This is a genomic window from Pseudoalteromonas luteoviolacea S2607, from assembly GCF_001625575.1.
In the GTDB taxonomy this organism is placed as follows: Bacteria; Pseudomonadota; Gammaproteobacteria; order Enterobacterales; family Alteromonadaceae; genus Pseudoalteromonas; species Pseudoalteromonas luteoviolacea_E.
Genome location: NZ_AUXV01000007.1, coordinates 245,758 through 264,763 on the forward strand (window position 1 = coordinate 245,758; position 19,006 = coordinate 264,763).

At 41.8% G+C, this 19,006-nt stretch carries 14 protein-coding genes and 1 tRNA gene; 7 read left to right on the forward strand and 8 right to left on the reverse strand.

The features are described from left to right. Positions 1-2: 2 nt before the first annotated feature. From secG to N480_RS06650, 5 genes are all read left to right on the forward strand, one after another. Entirely contained in the window at positions 3-341 is a 339-nt protein-coding gene (gene secG, locus N480_RS06630) for a preprotein translocase subunit SecG (RefSeq protein WP_063371733.1), read from the forward strand. Positions 342-348: 7 nt separating this feature from the next. Next, positions 349-434, forward strand: a tRNA-Leu gene (locus N480_RS06635). Positions 435-849: 415 nt separating this feature from the next. Beyond that, on the forward strand, positions 850-3,036 hold the full coding sequence (locus N480_RS06640) for a TonB-dependent receptor (protein WP_063371734.1): 2,187 nt from the start codon (positions 850-852) through the stop codon (positions 3,034-3,036). Positions 3,037-3,186: 150 nt separating this feature from the next. Next, positions 3,187-5,166, forward strand: coding sequence for a UvrD-helicase domain-containing protein (locus N480_RS06645; protein ID WP_081231777.1), 1,980 nt, complete (start codon positions 3,187-3,189; stop codon positions 5,164-5,166). 39 nt (positions 5,167-5,205) lie between these two features. Further along, on the forward strand, positions 5,206-6,537 hold the full coding sequence (locus tag N480_RS06650; protein WP_231102232.1) for a Glu/Leu/Phe/Val family dehydrogenase: 1,332 nt from the start codon (positions 5,206-5,208) through the stop codon (positions 6,535-6,537). Between the two features lie 163 nt (positions 6,538-6,700). Here the strand turns inward: N480_RS06650 and N480_RS06655 are convergent, their stop codons facing one another. From N480_RS06655 to N480_RS06665, 3 genes are all read right to left on the reverse strand, one after another. After that, positions 6,701-6,892 (reverse strand): hypothetical protein, encoded by a 192-nt coding sequence (locus N480_RS06655; RefSeq protein ID WP_063371736.1) that lies wholly within the window; start codon positions 6,890-6,892, stop codon positions 6,701-6,703. Positions 6,893-7,235: 343 nt separating this feature from the next. Beyond that, complete coding sequence (locus N480_RS06660; RefSeq protein ID WP_063371737.1) at positions 7,236-9,755, reverse strand: TonB-dependent receptor plug domain-containing protein; 2,520 nt, start codon at positions 9,753-9,755, stop codon at positions 7,236-7,238. A 294-nt stretch (positions 9,756-10,049) separates the two neighbouring features. Beyond that, on the reverse strand, positions 10,050-10,895 hold the full coding sequence (locus tag N480_RS06665; protein WP_063371738.1) for a LytR/AlgR family response regulator transcription factor: 846 nt from the start codon (positions 10,893-10,895) through the stop codon (positions 10,050-10,052). 117 nt (positions 10,896-11,012) lie between these two features. Between N480_RS06665 and N480_RS06670 the strand changes: the two genes are divergently transcribed. Continuing rightward, entirely contained in the window at positions 11,013-12,215 is a 1,203-nt protein-coding gene (locus tag N480_RS06670; protein WP_063371739.1) for an acyltransferase family protein, read from the forward strand. 40 nt (positions 12,216-12,255) lie between these two features. Here the strand turns inward: N480_RS06670 and N480_RS06675 are convergent, their stop codons facing one another. Both N480_RS06675 and queC read right to left on the reverse strand, forming a co-directional pair. After that, positions 12,256-12,486 carry a hypothetical protein gene (locus N480_RS06675; RefSeq protein ID WP_063355267.1) on the reverse strand — a complete coding sequence of 77 codons (231 nt, stop codon included), beginning with the start codon at positions 12,484-12,486 and terminating at the stop codon, positions 12,256-12,258. Between the two features lie 186 nt (positions 12,487-12,672). After that, entirely contained in the window at positions 12,673-13,329 is a 657-nt protein-coding gene (queC, locus tag N480_RS06680) for a 7-cyano-7-deazaguanine synthase QueC (RefSeq protein ID WP_063371740.1), read from the reverse strand. Positions 13,330-13,475: 146 nt separating this feature from the next. Here queC and queE point away from each other — a divergent pair, with 146 nt between their 5' ends. After that, the gene (gene queE, locus N480_RS06685) at positions 13,476-14,141 is read left to right on the forward strand and encodes a 7-carboxy-7-deazaguanine synthase QueE (protein ID WP_063371741.1); all 666 of its coding nucleotides are present in this window, start codon (positions 13,476-13,478) and stop codon (positions 14,139-14,141) included. A gap of 28 nt (positions 14,142-14,169) precedes the next feature. Here queE and N480_RS06690 read toward each other — a convergent pair whose 3' ends face one another. From N480_RS06690 to N480_RS06700, 3 genes are all read right to left on the reverse strand, one after another. Beyond that, positions 14,170-15,051 (reverse strand): transporter substrate-binding domain-containing protein, encoded by an 882-nt coding sequence (locus N480_RS06690; RefSeq protein WP_155732777.1) that lies wholly within the window; start codon positions 15,049-15,051, stop codon positions 14,170-14,172. 401 nt (positions 15,052-15,452) lie between these two features. Beyond that, positions 15,453-16,421, reverse strand: a complete 969-nt coding sequence (gene cysK, locus N480_RS06695; protein ID WP_063371742.1) for a cysteine synthase A — start codon at positions 16,419-16,421, stop codon at positions 15,453-15,455. 181 nt (positions 16,422-16,602) lie between these two features. Next, the gene (locus N480_RS06700; protein WP_063371743.1) at positions 16,603-18,903 is read right to left on the reverse strand and encodes a carbohydrate binding family 9 domain-containing protein; all 2,301 of its coding nucleotides are present in this window, start codon (positions 18,901-18,903) and stop codon (positions 16,603-16,605) included. Positions 18,904-19,006 lie beyond the last annotated feature (103 nt).

Here is a 19,006-nt window from a genome sequence, read left to right on the forward strand (position 1 = left end):
AAATGTACGAGATTCTTTTGGTTGTCTATTTAGTTGTTGCATTAGCATTAATTGGAATGATTCTAATCCAACAAGGTAAAGGTGCCGATATGGGATCGTCTTTCGGAGCAGGTGCTTCTGCTACCGTATTCGGTTCTTCGGGTGCTGGCAACTTTATGACAAAAACTACAACAGTACTTGCAACGGTATTTTTCGTGCTAAGTATTGCATTAGGTAACCTAACAGCAGGTCAAATTAAGCAAACTGACCAGTGGGAAAACTTAGAAGCGCCAGCGGCGACTACAGTTCCAGCTGTATCGGATATACCTGCTTCAGAAGAGAATTCTGACGTACCAAACTAAAATATTTGCGAATGTGGTGGAATTGGTAGACACGCCATCTTGAGGGGGTGGTGAGCTATGCTCGTGGGGGTTCAAGTCCCCCCATTCGCACCAAATATAAAACCTGATGAATAAATTGTTCATCAGGTTTTTTTTTGCTTAAAAATAAACTAGGCAACCATGTATCTTCCAATCTTTATGAACCTGATTTGACCATAAGGTCTCAGTAATTCACCTCCTGCCAAAGCCGTCTACTTTTAGTTCATTATATAAACGACAATAAAATTTCAGCGCCAAAATTTTATGTCTTGTAATATTTATGTTTTTATAACGTATTTTCCCGGTAATAAATTTGCAAATGAAAATATTTATGAATTTTTTATTTCAATTGATGTGTTAAATACATATAATGGCCTTCCAGAGGAAATAGATGCGTGATGCGCATCTTTTTTTATGTCTATTTTTAGCTAGGCATAGCTTCAACCTTCCTCAGGTTGAATACACACACGGCGATTCCTTTGGAGAAAATATGAGAACAGTTTTACCACGCGTTGGTCTATCTGCATTAAGCGCTGCCATTTTGTCGGCAGTGAGCTTACCTTCCTTTGCTGCTGAAGAAGCGCAAGCAAAAAAGAATACTTTTGAAAAAATCGAAGTGACTGCTCGTAAACGTACTGAGAGTTTATTCGAAACACCAACTGCGATCACATCTATCGGCTCAGATGCCATTGAGAAAGGCAACATGAGCAACTTAGATGACATTGGTAAATTTGTTCCAAACTTAAATATCACAAGATATGGTGTTGGTAACGCGGCGCACGCTTCTGTCTTCATTCGAGGCATTGGTTTACAAGATCACATTATCACAACAGATCCAGGCGTTGGTGTTTACGTAGATGGTGTCTACCTTGGCCGACAAATGGGTTCCAACCTGTCTTTACCTAATATTGAGCGTGTTGAAGTATTGCGTGGTCCACAAGGCACACTATATGGTCGCAACACGTTGGGTGGTGCGGTAAACATCATTACTAAAAAGCCAGGGTCTGAAGATGTTGTACGTGTTGAATCAAAAGTGGGCTCTCGCGGCCGCTTAGGTGGTGATATATACACAAACCAAACTATTAACGACGAGTGGAGCTTTGCTGCAAACGCATCATACAAAGAGCGTGACGGTGTAGGGCGTGCCGTTAACCTTGCTGCGCCAGAAAAAGAAATTGGCGAAGAGCAAGAGATGAGCGGCCGATTTGCTGTTAAATGGCAGCCTAGCACAGACTTTAGCTTAAATGTAGCAGTGGATGCGGTCGAAAATGAGTCAGGTCAGTCTCCTTATACGATTGAGTTAACAGGTGGCTTGGATCCAAATGACCCAAATAATGGTGACTTTCCGTTACTAAACGCGAGCTTATTGCCAGAGAACCCTGATGACTTAGGTACGACTGTTGCTGGGATCGAAAGCACTGATTACTCTGGCTGGGGTGCATCAGTGATCGCTGATTGGCAAGTAAGTGACGAGTATGCGGTAAAATTCATCACCAGTAAGCGCGGCTCTGACTATACAGGTGGTTTGGATGATGATGCTTCACCACTGCACTTATCTGAATTTCCTGAAGAAGGTGGTGCAGATCAGTTCTCAATCGAATTTCAACTAAACGGTACGTTCGATTCTTGGGACTTTGTGTCTGGTCTTTATTACTTCAATGAAGATGGTTTTACAGAGTCTACACCTTATGTATTTAGTCCATTTAGCGTACCGGGTAACTACGGTCGTTTCCGTATTGATCAAGAAACAGACTCATATGCAGCCTATTTCAATGCGAGCTTTGACGTTACAGAAAAGCTGAGCTTAGGTGGTGGTTTGCGTTACTCAGAAGATGAGAAAGATGCATTTGCTGATTTCACGTACTTCAAAAAAGGTGCACAGGCTAAGTTTGACGAAGTAACTTGGGATGTGAACGCAGCATATCAATTGAATCGTGATATGAATGTTTACGCACAAATTCAAAAAGGTTACCAAAGTGGTGGCTTTCCTCCACGCCCATTTGGTGGTGCGGACGCATTTGTATCATTTGATGAGACTAAAGCATTAAACTACGAAGTTGGTTTTAAAGGTCAAGTGCATGATCAAGTTTCAATGATGCTAGCATTGTTTGTGACTGACTATACTGATTTAGCCTTGCCGTTTAACGATCCATCGAATGGCTTTAATACATATATTGAAAACGCTGGTGAGTCTCGTGCACAAGGTATCGAGCTAGAAACAACTATTGCCATCACAGATGACTTTACAATTCGCAGCTCGGTAGGTTATCTAGATTCCGAAATCACACATGTTGATGAAGGTGTTCAAGGTATTACAGTAGGCAATGCACCCGCTCTAACACCGCGTTGGACGGTAATGGTTGCTCCTTCATATTTCATTGATATGGAGTCTGGTGCGACGGTAGCAGTTAACGCAAGTTATTCATACCGTTCGGATATGCAGGGTCAATCTGTGAACAACCCTAACGAGTTCATTGAATCTCGTGAGCTATTCGGTTTCAACATCTCATACACTAACAGTGAAGGTGATACTGAAATAACGCTTTATGGCGAGAATGTGTTTAATGAGGTATACGACGTAGGTCGCTTACAGCAGTCTGGCTTTGTAGGGGTTATGCGCAGCAATGACAGAAGTGAGTTTGGTCTTAAATTCAGAAAAGACTTCTGGTTAGACTAATTCATTAAAAAGGCCGGTAATTACCGGCCTTTTTAATACAGAAACACAAGTGGTTATTTAGTTAATTGAGCGATCTAGATGGTTTAGGCATGACAGCCGCACAAGATTCCCCTAAACTCTTGGTAATATTAAGATTAGCCTGAAGATTGCATGCAGTTTATAGTCCACACGCTATCCAGAATTATGGATGGGATCACTTCTCTGACCGTTTCGAGTAAGGGGATCGTGATAGAAGATAAGCAAGGAAAAAAGCTATATACTTGGCAGTCGCAATTGCAACCTCCGCAAATCCTTGCGGGTAAAATCACACCTAAAATTCAAATCTTTATGCCGGATACACGCATTAAAGTACGCATCAAAGAGTGCGATCTTGACCATGCCCAGTTTGAGCTACAAAAGTTTTGGCTCACATCACACATGGTTAAATTGCGTCAAAGTATTGCAAAGATTGAAGCTTTGCTTGAACGACGATATTTGTCTCATGGTCTACTTAAAGCTGCAAAAGACATGGCACAAGAGCTTGCGAGTCACTGGCTCACATGGTCGATGGATCAAAGGCTAGAAGCTTACTTTGCTCAAACCCGCTATACCCTTGAGGAAGTACATACTTGGCAGCCACAAGATGTTGATGATTTCAGAGAAGCATTCATAGCTAAACAACTGGCTGACTATGAAGATTTTTTTGATAGTATTGCGGGGCACCCTTTAACGATTGCACAAAGGCGAGCGTGTGTTGTTATTGATGAACGACAATTACTATTGGCAGGTGCGGGTACTGGCAAAACGAGTGTCATGGTGGCTAAAGCGGGCTACCTAATTACAGCCGGAGTAGCAGATGCATCACAAATTCTGATGTTAGCTTATGGTAAAGAGGCGGCCAATGAAATGCAGTCTCGATTATCAGATGCACAGCTACCTGTTACGTGCCGTACCTTTCATAGTTTAGGCATTCGGATTCTCACAGAGGTAGAAGGAAAGGCACCACAGTTGTCTCAGTTGAGTAACGACGAGAATCAAAAACGCCAATTTCTTCTCGAGACGCTTCAATCTCTTTGCCAAGACCGAGATTTCGCAAATAATTTACTGGCTCTGCTAAAAGAGAGCTTTAATCTCGACGCGCATGAAGTCGAAATCGACTTCGCTGCTCCGTATTTGGACAAATTGGTTAAACAGTTCAGCGAGTTAATTGGTTTGTATAAGCAAAGTTGCAGCTTGGGCCCAGGACATATACAAAAAATTGAGTCTGAGTTTGAGCTTTATCTCGCCGTTTTCAGACCGGTGTTGACAGAATACCAGTTGTATCTCAACAATGAGCGTGCGATTGATTATGATGATATGATCAGTAGTGCAACTAAATACGTAAAGACTGGGCAGTTCAAAAGTGAATGGTCGCATGTATTAGTGGATGAATTTCAGGATATTTCGCCTGCCAGAGCGGAGCTTGTCAAAGCGCTATTGGTACAACGTCATCGTAGTTACTTATTTGCTGTAGGGGACGATTGGCAATCTATTTATCGTTTTAGTGGCGCTGATCTGTCGCTAACAACGCACTTTTCTCAACACTTTGGGCCATCAACGGTGATGCAGCTCGACAAAACATTCCGCTACCCTCAAGATCTTTTGGATTTGGCCAGTGACTTTGTTTGCCAAAACCCTCAGCAAATTGTTAAGCAAGTAAGAGCGCAGATCTTGTCGGATGGACCATCAGTGGTTATTGAGCACGATCAGCAAAACGATTTGGTTTATGCAAAATTATCTGAGCTATCTAAAATAGCGCCTCATTGCTCTGTCATGATACTGGCTCGTTACCACAAACAGTTACCTGATAATCAAACACTTCAAAAGCTAAATAATCAGTTCAACACCATCAATATAAAGTCAATGACCTTCCATGCCGCAAAAGGAAAAGAGGCAGATTACACGATCATCATAGGGCTCGATAAGCGTGTGCCAACGAAACAAACAACCGATAAAGTAATAGATGCGTTCTTGCCTGCACTGGAAGCCTTTCCTTATGCAGAAGAGCGGCGTCTGTTTTACGTAGCACTGACACGGGCAAAAAAGTGTGCGTTTATCATGTCGCCAAAAGAGCCCAGCCGTTTTATCTGCGAAATTGCAGAGCAGCTATAAGCTAACTATCGGTTTTATGAAAGCTCGCAAAGTTAGATTTTGACGACTAAAGTTGATTTAAAAGATCAACATAGCGAGCGAGAAATGGACAATGATCTGCTGGCGGACGCGTTAGTACGTTTGAGCACTATTGCTAAGCATCTTAATATTTCTAGTCATACACTTCAGGCGTTGAGCCAACCTTTATGTACCTTAACGAGCTATATCTCTATCAGAAAAGATAATGGCGAGTCGGCCTACTTTAAAGCATACCGCTGTCGATATAACAGTTTACTTGGACCAACCAAAGGTGGGATCCGCTTTCACCCAAGTGTTGATCAGAGTGAGGTTGAAGCTCTAGCCCTTTGGATGACTTTGAAATGTGCTGCCGTAAACGTACCGTTTGGTGGGGCAAAGGGGGGGATCTCTGTCAATGCAAAATCGTTGTCTGCACTCGAATTAGAACGACTCTCCCGCTCTTATGTAAGGGCTATGGCTGACTTCATTGGCCCCCAGACAGATATTCCAGCACCTGATATGTATACAAATGAACGTGTGATGGGTTGGATGATGGACGAGTATGAGACCATTAAACGCGTCAAAGCACCCGATGTCATAACAGGTAAGCCACTGGTATTTGGAGGCAGTGTTGGTCGCACTGGCGCAACGGGGACAGGTGCCTTTCTCTGCATAGAAGCACTGGCTAAAAAGAGAAATTGGCAAAAACACAAACAGACGGTAGCAGTTCAAGGGTTCGGCAATGGTGGAGCACAATGCGCATTGTTACTACAAAAGGCTGGATATAAGGTAGTCGCCGTCAGTGATTCAAAAGGTGCAATTTATTCACCCGAAGGTCTGGATATTCTAAGTATCCTGTATGAAAAGCAAAAGAGTAGGCAGCTTAAAGCCGTTTATTGTGAAAACTCCGTGTGTGAACTAGTCAGCCACAAGGTATTGACTAATGAAGAGTTGTTAGCATTAGATGTAGATATTTTAATCCCGGCAGCGGTCGCGGGTGTGATAACTGAGGCAAATGCCGGTTTGGTAAAAGCAGGCACGATTGTGGAAATAGCCAACGGGCCAGTTAGCGCTGCTGCTGACAGTATATTGCACGAGAAGGGGGTGTTTGTTATTCCCGATATACTCGCCAATGCTGGGGGGGTGATTGTCAGTTATTTTGAGTGGTGCCAAAATCGCCAAGGTGAGCTTTGGAGTGAAGAGCAAGTTACAACTAAACTTTCTGACTATATTCACAAAGCTTTTGAGCAAGGCTGGCAGCGCCATGTCAGTACCAATATCGACATGCGAGATGCGATTTATGCGCAGGCGTTGGAAAGGCTGACATTGGCAATCGAAGCACATGGCACACATGATTACTTTAATGCCAACTAGCACGGCATAGATTTTTATTTTTCATTATAAGGATGGCTAGAGTAGTTTAAATGTAGTCATTTTGTGGTTTTATATGAAGCTAATTATTTCTCAATAACATGATCGGAAAGTCAATCAAGCCTTCTTTAAGAAGGCTTGGGGTTAATATACTGCCTGACTAATTTTAACGGCAGCGATCAGTATATATCTGACATGGTTGTCCGGGGCCACGTTGTGTCCAGCAGACATCAACGGTATTGCAGACAATAACGCTCAAATGCTCTGCACCTCCAACTTGAGGTGTTGCTTCAAGTGGCAGGGTATTTTTATCAGTAGTTAGCTTTTTAATACTTTTTTTATTTAGTCTTAGATTCATAATAAATATCCTTCTTTTTATAAAATAGGCTAGCTTCATTAGCTTTAATGTCCCTATGAAGGCGATAGCCCTTCGCTTGTATAGACTACTAAGATCAATCGTTTACTCTTCTGGCTATGGAATAATATATTGATCCCAACAACCTTACTAATTTATTAATATCATGGAAATGAAAACAAGGGCAAGTATGTTTTTTATACAAATGTTAAGGGCTATTCACGTGGGGCAAGGAAGCTGAGATTAATACCATGATTTGCAACTTAGATATTATTTTATGTGTGAGAGGTTAATGAAAAAGGGACGCCAGCCCCTATTTTGTAGAGCTGGCGTAAGAGGGGTTTACTTAAAAGTTGAATGCGACCTTGCCATAAACAAAGCGGCCATCGGTGTTGTACGCCGAGAATGCTGAATACGGGAAGATTTGATTAAAGTTACTAAACCCAATGTTGCCAACCGTATCTTGTGGGTATTGATCAAACAAGTTGTTTGCACCAATAGCGAAGCGCCATTGCTCGTTATACTGGTATGCGACTTCAAGATCAGTTATCCACTTTGCATCAATGACTTCGTCTTTTTCCACAGTGCTGGATGAATCAATGGTTTCACCATATCTGGTGGCCTTTAAAATAGCTGTCCAATCTTGATATTGCCAAGTTGCAACCAAGTTAACTTTATTTTTTGGTGTGCCATCTTCAAAACGTGCAATCTCACGACGTGCAAAGTATTGGTATTCGTCACCTAGTGCAGCCAACTCAGCTGGGTTATCTTTTACATTCGTTACTTCTGTATCGTTGCGGTTTAATGCTGCGCTTAGAGCTAAGTTGCCATAGGCATCTAGATTAAAATTATAAGTTGCAACGATATCTACACCTTGCGTTCTAGAATCAATTGCATTGGTAAAGTATCGAACTCGTTGTACATTGTGCTCTCCTGCAGTCGCTAGAATTTGTTCTACTGCATCACCACTTAGGTTTTCAGACATCACAATGCGGTCATCAATGTCAATACGGTAAGCGTCGAATGTAAGACTAAAATCTCCTGCGCTGTATATGAAGCCAGCAGTGATATTTACTGACTCTTCAGCTTCCAGTGGACGCGCTCCAAGAGCTTGAGCAGCTGCTGTATCAACTGGGAACAAACCGACTTCATTAGGAACGCCATTCTCGAAAACGGTTGCAATAGATTTATATGAAGACTGTGCCAATGAGGGGGCTCTAAATCCTGTGCTCAGTGCACCACGAAAAGAGAGTTCATCGCTCAATGCGTAACGACTCGCAACTTTTCCGGTGAGTGTGGAACCAAAGTCACTATAATCTTCAAAACGCGCTGCTAACACGATATTCCAGTCTGCGTTTATATACGTGTCAAACTCGGTGAAGAGCGCGATGTTATTACGAGACTCGTTAACTGCGCTGGCAGGAGAAAAGCCAGCTAATACCTGCGCGCCACCAGCTGCAACTGGAGAGCCGTTAGCATCCAACACAGTTAAGTATGACGCTTCTTCCCCCGCTTTTATTTGGTATGACTCATGGCGGTATTCGGCACCGACAGTAATATAGACTTCTTCATATAAACCAAAATCGAAGCTATTTTTGGCATCAAAATTTAATGTGAGCTGATCATATACTAGCGCGCCATTATCAAACTCAGTAGGGCTATGGACACCTAGGGATGTATTTAAACTATTTGTTACACCAAAATTAAATTCATTGCGACCAAAGTTTGCGCTGTTATCAATGTCCCAGTTCGCAATTTGAGTCGTTATGCCCACTGCAAAAGCAAAGTCTTCTACTTCGGTAGTAATTTGCGGTAAGAAACCATCAGGGTACACTGCGATTAGGTTACGGCTATCTTTCGGTCGGCGGAAAAAGCCGCCAGAATTACCCTCACGCTCTGAATAACTACCAAAAGAATATAATGTAGTATTTCCGGTTAAGTCGTAGCCAGCATTGTAGAAAAAGGCAAAGTCTTCAATATCGGCTTTACCAAAGCGGTGATTATATCTCTGCGCATTAAACTCTCGCGGATCTAGGTTGCCATTGTCATCACGCGCGTATTGTTCTCGAGGGTCGAAACCTGAGCGATTTGAAGGCGCTTTATTTCGAGTTTCTGCCGAAAGATGAATGAAGCCCGCTTCGCCAAGAGGTAGGCCGATATTACCACTGATAGTGCTGGTATTGCCGTCACTTATCGTGCGGTCTTCCCCTAATTCAAAAGCAAGATCACCGCTGTCATTTTGAGATACGCCCGCAAGCTGTTTGGCGCCAGCCATTTGGGTATCGTATTTACCATAGGTAAAATTAAGTGACCCCCCTTCATCCGCATCTTTTAGTACGATGTTGATTACGCCGGCAATCGCATCAGAACCATACTGTGCCGCAGCGCCATCTCTAAGCACTTCAATGCGTTTAATAGCAGCTGTTGGGATCATGTTCAAGTCTACGGCTGAAGACCCACGTCCTACCGTGCCATTTAAGTTGAGTAAGGCGCTGGAGTGACGACGTTTTCCATTGATTAGAACCAAAGTATGATCTGGGGCTAAACCTCTTAATACAGCTGGACGGGCGTGGTCTGTTCCGTCGGCAAGTTGAGAATTTGGAAAGTTAAAACTGGGTACTAGCGTCGTGAGCACCTGGCTTAGCTCTAATTGTCCTGAACTATTGATCTCATCAAGATTAATTATGTCTACTGGCACAGTGCTCTCAGCAATACTTCGCAGGCTTCTTCTTGTACCTGTTACTTCAATAACCTCAGGCTTTATTTCTGGTTTAGAGCTAGCGGACTCTTGAGCTTGAAGTGTAAATACAGGTGCTGAGGCTAGTATCAGACTAACTGATGCTGCCACGAAGTTTGGTTTCAACATTATTTATCCTAGCGAGTTGATTTGAAAATGATGATTAGTTCAGTGGTTAGATTGAGACTAAATACTTATTGGGATGCGGATAGTAATGAGTAATTTATGCGTCGTTAAATTCAATTTCGTTATAGATTATAACTTCTAACGTTTGGCTATTTACTTGGAAAAGGTACGCTACCAAATGGTTTCAAATCATTAATAAATTTAAATATATTCGTGCTTGGCGGGGTTGATTTTAACATTCATTAAATTATGCCAATCTATGAATAAGATATTTTATTGTGATGATAAAGTTAAAGTTCATGCCTTCGGCGTCTCAAGCGCAAGCTTAAAATCATTTTTGTATCGTCGAGACAAATTTACTTCTACACCTGACTCTAGCGTGATAATGCCATCTCCACTGGAGGCATATCGAACCGATTTAATCTTGTGGTCATTGACTGCGAATCTGCGGTGTACGCGAGTCACATGCGCTGTGGCTAATCTATTACTAAGGCTGTTTAATGTTTCGCGTAGCGGGTAAATTCGACCTTTGCTATGCAAGTTGACGTAGTTTCCTGAAGCTTCGTACCATTCAATTTCTGAGACTTTAATTAGATGCTCTCCCCCATGTTTTTTAACCAGAAACTGAGTGGGGGGTTGATTTAAAGGTATCTTTTGTTGCTCATAGTCAGAGGAAGACTCAAGAACCCATTTGGCACTATGGAAAATGAAGAATATAAACAGGTACGAAAGCAAATCTTTTCGGTATTCGTACCAAAACTCTTGGTAATAGTCTCCAAAATCATAGTTTCCCTGCATCACCAAATATGCCAAGTGGCGCAGTCCCACCATGATCAGGACATGACATAAAGAAAATACCAATGATGAGGCTATATGTATGATCACTTGCATCAATGGTGGCGTTGATTTAATTGGATAGCGTTGAAATATTGCGATTAACATGGGAATGAGCGCAAGCAAAGCAAGTGCACTTGTGTACTCCCATACAAAGGGTTCCCATAACTGTGTCGTCGATATTCCATCGCGGTTATGTTCTGTCCAAACAGATAAAGCATTGACCGTATTATTGATAAATAAATAAAGCGTGGCAGCAATGTATCCACACAGTGCGGTATGTTGTTTTATTGTTTTTTCTAACCACATTACAGCTCATCCCTTATTCCCACCGCTCATCACTATATTCATGAATTTCAATAGCATGGGTGGTTAACTGAGTTTACTACTTAAACACAATAAAAAAATAACATGCTAGGAGGGACTATGACAAATTTGCAGTTAGCGCGCCAATGGGACTTAGATTGGCTGCGTGTTTTGGTGTTTGGTGTACTCATTTTGTATCACGTCGGTATGTACTACGTGGCTGATTGGGGGTGGCACATAAAAAGCGCACATACTTCCGAGTTACTGCAAAATTTTATGCTGCTTAGCAACCAATGGCGTATGTCACTACTCTTCTTCATTTCGGGGATTGTTTTAGCTTTTTGCCACCAAAGAATGGGCACTTGGCAGTTAATTAAAGCGAAAACTCTGCGCCTGTTTGTGCCACTACTTTTTGGTATGTATGTGGTAATAGCACCTCAAATGTATATTGAGATGCTAGATAAAGGGCTGATCACGATGTCTTTTCTTGATTTTTGGCTCGCTTATATCAACCCTAATACATCCCTGTTGGCGCAATATCAAACCGAAATAGGGCTGTTGACTTGGAATCACCTATGGTTTTTAGCTTATCTTTGGGTTTATTGCTTGGTACTGTTGGTTTTGACACAAATTGTGCCACTGAGACCTTTGTTAGCTGTACTAAAGACAAAGTTGTCTGCTGCGATGGCTTTGGGAGTGGCGATTGTTACCCTGTTTGTGGTTTGGTTTATGTTAAGACAAACATATCCTTCTACCCATGGACTTTTTGACGATTGGTATAATCACGGAAAGTATTTTTCAGTGTTCTTGATGGGGTATATATTTGCACTGTTGTCGCATTTAAAAGCGAGTGTTGTCAGAAATAGACATAGGTTGATGGCTGTTGCGCTCATTGGCTACATGCTAATTTTATTAGATAAACATGGGTTTTTATATTTCTTTTCACAACATTTTGAGACGAACATCTGGGTAAGAAGTATTTATGGTATGGTTGTGTGTATAAATCATTGGGCTTGGATGTTGGCATTGATTGGGTACAGTGCCGCTCATCTGACTTCACCGAATCCACAATTACGTTACGCAACGACGGCAGTTTTGCCTTGGTATATGTTGCATCAAACTCTCATTATTGTTTGTGCTTATTGGTTAAAGCCATTCGAGATTTCCCCCGGCATTGAGAGCGTTGTCATCATTGCGTTTACTGCGCTTGGGTGTTACTGGGGGTTTGAAGTGATTAAACGTAATAGGGCTTTGTGTGTTTTATTTGGCGTATCTCAGCAAGATAAAACCTGCACACCGAAAACAAAGTATCAGACAGTTTGATAAATAGTGGCGCCGGCGATAGTTGGCGCCACGTACTGAATCAAAGGCTCTTAATTTTTTTGTCTACCTGATAGCCTTCATCGGTAACAATCTTTTCCAAGACTGCAATTCTATCTTTGAGCTGATCAATTTCAGTTTTTAACTGTTCGCTTTCTTGTTTGTTCAATCCACTGAGCTTTTGTGCTTGTAAGTACTTACCATAAAGATCTCTTATCACGCCAAAACCAACGCTAACAAGTACGATTAAAAAAACCATCGTAGTGCCCGACATACATATATCTCCTTAAGCTTATCTACTCTAATCATAGTTGATAATTGTTGTGAGTATAGTGACAAGTGTCAGATAAGGTAATTTAACAAGGAGTCGGAAATGAGTTCTATGATGACCACAAATGGGTGAGGGTGATTGGGGTTTAACTAAGCGTGCCCAATGTATATTTCGAGCACGCTAAGTTGATTACTCGTAAGTAAGAGGATCTGTCGCTTGGTTTAAATCAAACGCTTCTAAACGTTCTTGGCATGCGCCACATTTACCACATGCTTTTTCACGGCCATTGTAGCAAGTCCATGTTTGGCTATAGTCCAATCCCATTTTCAGACCATCAGTAAGAATATCAATCTTAGTGTTATTTAAGTAAGGGCATACGATTTCAACTTCGTCATAGTTGGCGATACGACATACATCGTCCATCTTTTTCACAAATTCAGGTCGACAGTCCGGATAGATTGCATGGTCGCCAGAGTGTGCACCATAAAATACTTTGTTGGCTTTTAGTGATACAGCATAACCAACAGCAAGAGACAGCAAAATCATGTTGCGATTAGGCACAATTGTGCTTTTCATGCTTTCTTCTTCGTAATGACCTTCAGGCACTTCAATATCATCAGTCAAAGAAGAACCAGCAAGTAACTGGTTGATTGCTGAAATATCAACAATCTTGTGAGCCACATTCAAGTCGTCACATACTTTTTTAGCTACTTCTAGCTCTTTAACATGTCGTTGCCCATAATTAAAAGACAGCGCATAGACTTCGTGACCCTGTTTAAGGGCTTTATTTAGCACAGTATAAGAATCCATGCCACCGGAATAGATAACAACGACTTTTTCGCTCATAAGGGGTACCTCGGGTAAATGCCTCAGGTTTTGCCTCGATTTTAATAGAGGTTTGCTTCAGGGCGCGATATACTACACGGCCGCTGAAAAAATGACAATTTTAGCAGGTTATTTTCGCAAAATATATTGAGTAGTTTGGAGCTATTTTGTACAAAATCAATGAAGTTTTTGAAACCATTCAAGGTGAAGCAAGTTATACGGGGACACCGTCAATCTTTGTTCGCTTGCAGGGCTGTCCTGTGGGTTGTGCTTGGTGTGATACTAAGCAGACGTGGGATGTAAACCCTACATACTTGGTTAGCTTGGAAAAAACGGTCGAGAAAAAGTCAGACTCTGAATGGTGGGCAAATGCGACCGCAGAGGACATCATCGAACTATTTAACAAGCGAGGATATACCGCAAAGCATATCGTGATCACTGGCGGTGAGCCGTGCATGTATGACTTAACATCACTTTGTGAAACGTTGCACGAATCAGGATACTCTACTCAAGTAGAGACCAGTGGTACGTTCGAAATCATCGTGCCGGAAGAGACTTGGGTCACTGTGTCACCCAAAATCAATATGCGCGGCGGTTATGAAGTGCTTAAATCTGCCATGCAGCGTGCAGATGAGATAAAACACCCAGTGGCGATGCAAAAGCATATCGATGAATTAGAGGCACTATTTGAGCAAACAGGTGTGAGGCCTAAGCTTATTTATTTACAGCCAATTAGCCAAAAAGCCAAAGCAACTAAGCTCGCCATCGATACGTGTGTGAAGAAAAACTGGCGGTTATCAATCCAAGTACATAAATATATCGGTATTAACTAAAAAAGGCGGTCAATACCGCCTTGCAAATTTAGTAACACTCGGTACTGCCAATCTCAATAATTCGCTCAGTTTCTCCACTGTTGTTAAAAAGATAAAGGCCCTTATTGATGTCATTGAGTACAGAGCGCCATTTAGATTTCTTTTTACTCAACGCAAAGAATAAATTGTTGTAGCGTAATGCGGGCTCTACATCCTCAAGTCCGCGAAGTAATGTTACTTTTTCAGATTTAGATAGCTCAGAATAGCTGACGGTAAAGCGCAGCACTTTGGGATCACCTATTATCAGATCGACCCGTTTACCAACAAGTAATTTTACCAGCTGCAAGTCATCGACAGCCTCAACAATGATGAATTCACCGTTGTCCATCATCGCATCAAACTCAGGTGTATTCTGGTAACCTCTTACGACACCGATTGTAGTGCCTTTTAAATCATTGAGGTTGCCTTCAAACTTGTCTTCTTCACCACGGCGCTTTAAAAAGCCTATTTCTCCACCCGGGAATGCATTAGATAAGGCGAGTAGCTCTCTGCGCGTTTTTCCGGGAAAATTGTCAGAAGGCGAAGCGTCTTCAATAAAATACTCTGGGAAAAGAATGTCTGCTTTGCCTGATTCAGCGGCTTTGACTGCCCTTGCCCAAGGCAGGAATTCAACGTAGACAGGGTAGCCTTGATCTACGAGCAAAGATACTGTGAACTGAAATACCCAGCCTTTGTTACAGAGTTGATCGCCTATGTAGGGAGGCCAGTCGAGCGTTACTAAGTGTAGTTGCTCTTTTGTGGCATCTTTACTAAACAGATAACCATTCTTGTATTTGTCCCCCATGATCATTTGATACTGCCCGGACTTAAAAAAGCCAACCTGTAGGCTCGCGTGAGCATTTGTCGCAAACAGGGCTAAACAACCAAACATAAAATAAATCAGTGGTTTCATTTTATTTATCCTTATTCTAATAAGGTACTCAAATCAGCAGCCCATCTGCTCTAATTAATATTGTAATATCAAAGTGCCATAACTTGCTGCACTTCAAACAATGATGATTTAAACAAATTTTTATAGTGATACTGGTATGATTAGTTGCCTCGTAGGCCAACACGACGGCGGCTTCATTCTTGTCACGGTTGATGACGCAACAACACTATTTTGAGTGTTCGGATACCAATAATTAACCAAGTCTAACAATCTAAAACATGCCACAATTTGGGCTTAGATTATTTATTTTAGTCTAGTAAGAATACTAAAAAACGCGAGGGTTATTTGTGTAAATTGAAGAGTAAAAAGCCAGCAAATTGCTGGCTTTATAATACTGAAGGTTATTGAACCAGCTCTTGTTCACTGAACTCATCAGCGAACATTGGGCTAGAGAGATAACGCTCAGTAGCACTTGGTAAAATAACAACGATATTTTTGTCTGCGTTTTCTGGCTTTTCTGCAATGCGCTTAGCTGCTACCACTGCTGCACCAGAAGAAATACCCACTAGGATGCCTTCATCTTTCATTAGCTGATGGGCCATTGCAATTGCATCTTCGTTAGATACTTGCTCTGTACCATCAATAAGCTCTAAATCTAGGTTTCCAGGGATGAAGCCCGCACCGATACCTTGAATTTTATGAGGACCTGGCTTGACGTCTTCACCTGCAAGCGTTTGAGAAATGACTGGAGAGTCAGTAGGCTCTACAGCAATTGATTTTACATTCAGGCCTTTTTCTTGCTTTAAGAAGCGGCTCACACCCGTGATAGTACCACCAGTACCTACACCCGCAACGAAGTAGTCAATATTGCCTTCAAGTGCTTCAAAGATCTCTGGACCCGTTGTTTCGAAGTGGATCTTAGGGTTCGCTGGGTTTTCGAATTGTTGCAATAAAACGTACTTAGCAGGGTCGCTTTCAAGAATCTCATTTGCTTTTTCAATTGCACCTTTCATGCCCTTTGCACCTTCAGTAAGGACAAGGTTAGCACCCAGTGCCTTTAGAAGCTTGCGGCGTTCAAGGCTCATTGTGTTTGGCATTGTGAGTGTTAGCTTGTAGCCACGAGAAGCTGCAACGAACGCCAATGCGATACCTGTATTACCAGAAGTCGGCTCGATTAGCTCTTTGCCTTCTCCTAACAGACCTTGCTTTTCTGCTTCCCAGATCATTGAAGCACCAATACGGCACTTTACACTGAAGCTTGGGTTGCGAGATTCAACTTTTGCGTAAACGTTACCGCCTGTAACACGGTTTAATTTAACGATTGGCGTTTGGCCTATCGCTAGGCTGTTATCTGAAAATACTTTAGACATAGTGTTCCCTTGAATAAGCTTAGGACTATTATTAAGTAATAATGAATATAGTCACACTTTACTGGTCAGAAAACAAAACAAGAAGTAAAGAATGGCTATAAGATATATTAAAAAAGCTTATAGCCAGAATGAATATAAAATAAGCTGCTAATTACGAAGAGTAATTAGCAGCGTGCAATTGCTACAACAACCAAGCGTAGCTGAATTTGGCAAAAAAAGTTTTGTTGTCTTTGGTAATACGAGTTAGGTCATCGTCTTGGTAACCACTGTCGGAATAGCCAACAAATAACACAGTTTCAGGGTTGAGTTTGTATGAATAGAGTAGTTGAGTACTCAACTTTTTGTATTTACTATCAACGTCATCAATGTATTTTTGCTGATTTCGCTCAATATCCAGATTGATCACAGCGAGTCTGATGAAACTATTGATACCAAATTGATAGGTAAAGCGCACGTCAGAGAGATTAGCGGTGTAAACTTTGTCTCCTTGATGTTCAAATTGCTCGAAGGTGTGTCTCAATTTAACTTCAAAGTGTCTACCGAGATTAAAATTCAGAGTCGGTTTAATCAAATATCTTTGCCCTAGGCGATTGTTTGCCAAATCGACTCGGTTACCTGTGTTAAGGTTTAACGCTGCAAAAACACCTGCTTTTGGCTTCATTTCAAAATAGGCCCATTGGGTGTTTTCTGTGAATAGATCTGTATTTCCGTCAATAGAGAGTATCGATTCATCTAGTCTAAGCCCTGTACGCTTGCGATGGTCGACACCGAATTCGATAATGCTCTGGAGGGGTCCTTGCAACTTAAAGCTTGATTGCACTTCTTTTTCTAGCAATTCTCCATCTTCATTATGTGTAATGTCCCAATCAGTATACCAATTGGCGCGATTCCACCAGCTATTTTCTTCACCGTACCAGCGATACTCAAACCCAGTTACAAACTTATTAAAATCTACCTGAGATAAGAATCCCATGTCTGCACGAAAAGCTGACTCATAGTTACGATAAGAACCGAAAGCACGCCAGTGTTTACGGTTATGCTCGTAGCTGGCGTAGTAACCTAAACCTTGTTTATCATTTTGATTGAGTACACGCAGTACGCTTTCATCTATTTCGCAACTAGCAAGTGGGTCATCATCACAAAGCTCATTGACAAAATGTTGGTCATATTCAGTGTCTGTTGCGGTTGCTTGTAGCTTTAAAGTGTCATGCTTAGTTGGACGGTATTTGCTATCTATACTGAAGACCTGATTGCGGTAATCTTCACTTTGTCTCACCGTGCTGGTGGCGCCGATAGACAGGTCACTATCCACATCATATCTGTATCTAAATGCGGCATTTTCACTCTTTTGATCGAGTGAGACGATACTGGACCCCAAATTGCCTGGGATTAGTACGTTGGTCATTGCATCATTTGCTACGAATCCGGCAAAAGTGTGGCCCTGCTTGCTGCTAGTTACTTTGACTCCATAGTCGGGAGACGCGACATTGCGGGTGTGGACTAAATTCAAGTGTGATGAAAAGTAATCGTCGTTTTCAAGGAAAAAAGCGCGCTTTTCAGGAAAGAACAGACTAAAGCTGTTATTGACACTTAACTGCCCTGTGTCGGCCTCAACCTGAGAAAAGTCAGGGTTTAGAGTGAGGTTTAATGTTGTGTCAGGTGTCACGGCCCACTTTACATCTAGGCCGGGTTCATAGTCGGTATCATCTTCAAAGTCAGGGACTTGATCACCATCAATATCGCGCGTTTGAGAGTTGGCAATTGCCAGTGCTGGGGTGATAGTGATATTACTGCTTTGCGTTGCTTGTTCAAAACCACTAAACAGGGGCATTTGACATATCCAGCAGCTGTTATTGTGGTCCAGTTGCATATTTGAGATGCGTAAGCGTTCATCTCTTGGCAAGAAACGTAAAAATTCCATCGCCATTGTTTTGGTCTTTATACTGTCGTCAAAGTTTAATACTCGCAGAGGAATTTCTACTTCAACTGTATAGCCATCCTCTGTGATTATGCCCTTACTTGTCCAGATACCATTCCAAGATGCATTTTCATTCTTGGTAAGTTCGTCCTCTATTGAGTCCAATTGCACGCCTAGAGGGTTTATAAAAAACTGGTATGCATTACGACTGGTATTCAATGAATCTATCTTGATACCAACTAGATCATCGTTCCAGATTTTATCTCTGTCTCGGTAATGAACCCTAATGTGATCTGGGTTTGGATCTTTGGCAATAAAAGCGACAAATAGTGAACTGCCATTTTCGTAGACGAGTGCTTCAGTTTTGACCGGACTGGCAATGTTATCATGAGGCCAATTGACATTGTTAATGGCAATCGTTTTGGCTTTTTGCCAAACCGGATCGTGAACATTACCATCAATTTTTGCTGACTCAGGTATGTAAGGGATGTCTATTGTTGCATTTTGAGCGAGCGCACTCATTGAAAGTAAAAGTGCACAGGTATAGCTAGTACTTCTTAACATGATAAAAGGTTAATTCTCAGTCGAATGAGGTGTTAATTAAATAATAATAGTATAAGCGTCTCAATTCTTTCTCGTTGGACTGCGTTAATTTCAGGTGAAATAA

Coding starts and splice junctions, on each gene's coding strand:
- secG (WP_063371733.1), top strand. CDS start 3: ATGTACGAGATTCTTTTGGTTGTCTATTTAGTTGTTGCATTAGCATTA.
- N480_RS06640 (WP_063371734.1), top strand. CDS start 850: ATGAGAACAGTTTTACCACGCGTTGGTCTATCTGCATTAAGCGCTGCC.
- N480_RS06645 (WP_081231777.1), top strand. CDS start 3,187: ATGCAGTTTATAGTCCACACGCTATCCAGAATTATGGATGGGATCACT.
- N480_RS06655 (WP_063371736.1), bottom strand. CDS start 6,892: ATGAATCTAAGACTAAATAAAAAAAGTATTAAAAAGCTAACTACTGAT.
- N480_RS06660 (WP_063371737.1), bottom strand. CDS start 9,755: ATGTTGAAACCAAACTTCGTGGCAGCATCAGTTAGTCTGATACTAGCC.
- N480_RS06665 (WP_063371738.1), bottom strand. CDS start 10,895: ATGTGGTTAGAAAAAACAATAAAACAACATACCGCACTGTGTGGATAC.
- N480_RS06670 (WP_063371739.1), top strand. CDS start 11,013: ATGACAAATTTGCAGTTAGCGCGCCAATGGGACTTAGATTGGCTGCGT.
- N480_RS06675 (WP_063355267.1), bottom strand. CDS start 12,486: ATGTCGGGCACTACGATGGTTTTTTTAATCGTACTTGTTAGCGTTGGT.
- queC (WP_063371740.1), bottom strand. CDS start 13,329: ATGAGCGAAAAAGTCGTTGTTATCTATTCCGGTGGCATGGATTCTTAT.
- N480_RS06690 (WP_155732777.1), bottom strand. CDS start 15,051: ATGTTTGGTTGTTTAGCCCTGTTTGCGACAAATGCTCACGCGAGCCTA.
- cysK (WP_063371742.1), bottom strand. CDS start 16,421: ATGTCTAAAGTATTTTCAGATAACAGCCTAGCGATAGGCCAAACGCCA.
- N480_RS06700 (WP_063371743.1), bottom strand. CDS start 18,903: ATGTTAAGAAGTACTAGCTATACCTGTGCACTTTTACTTTCAATGAGT.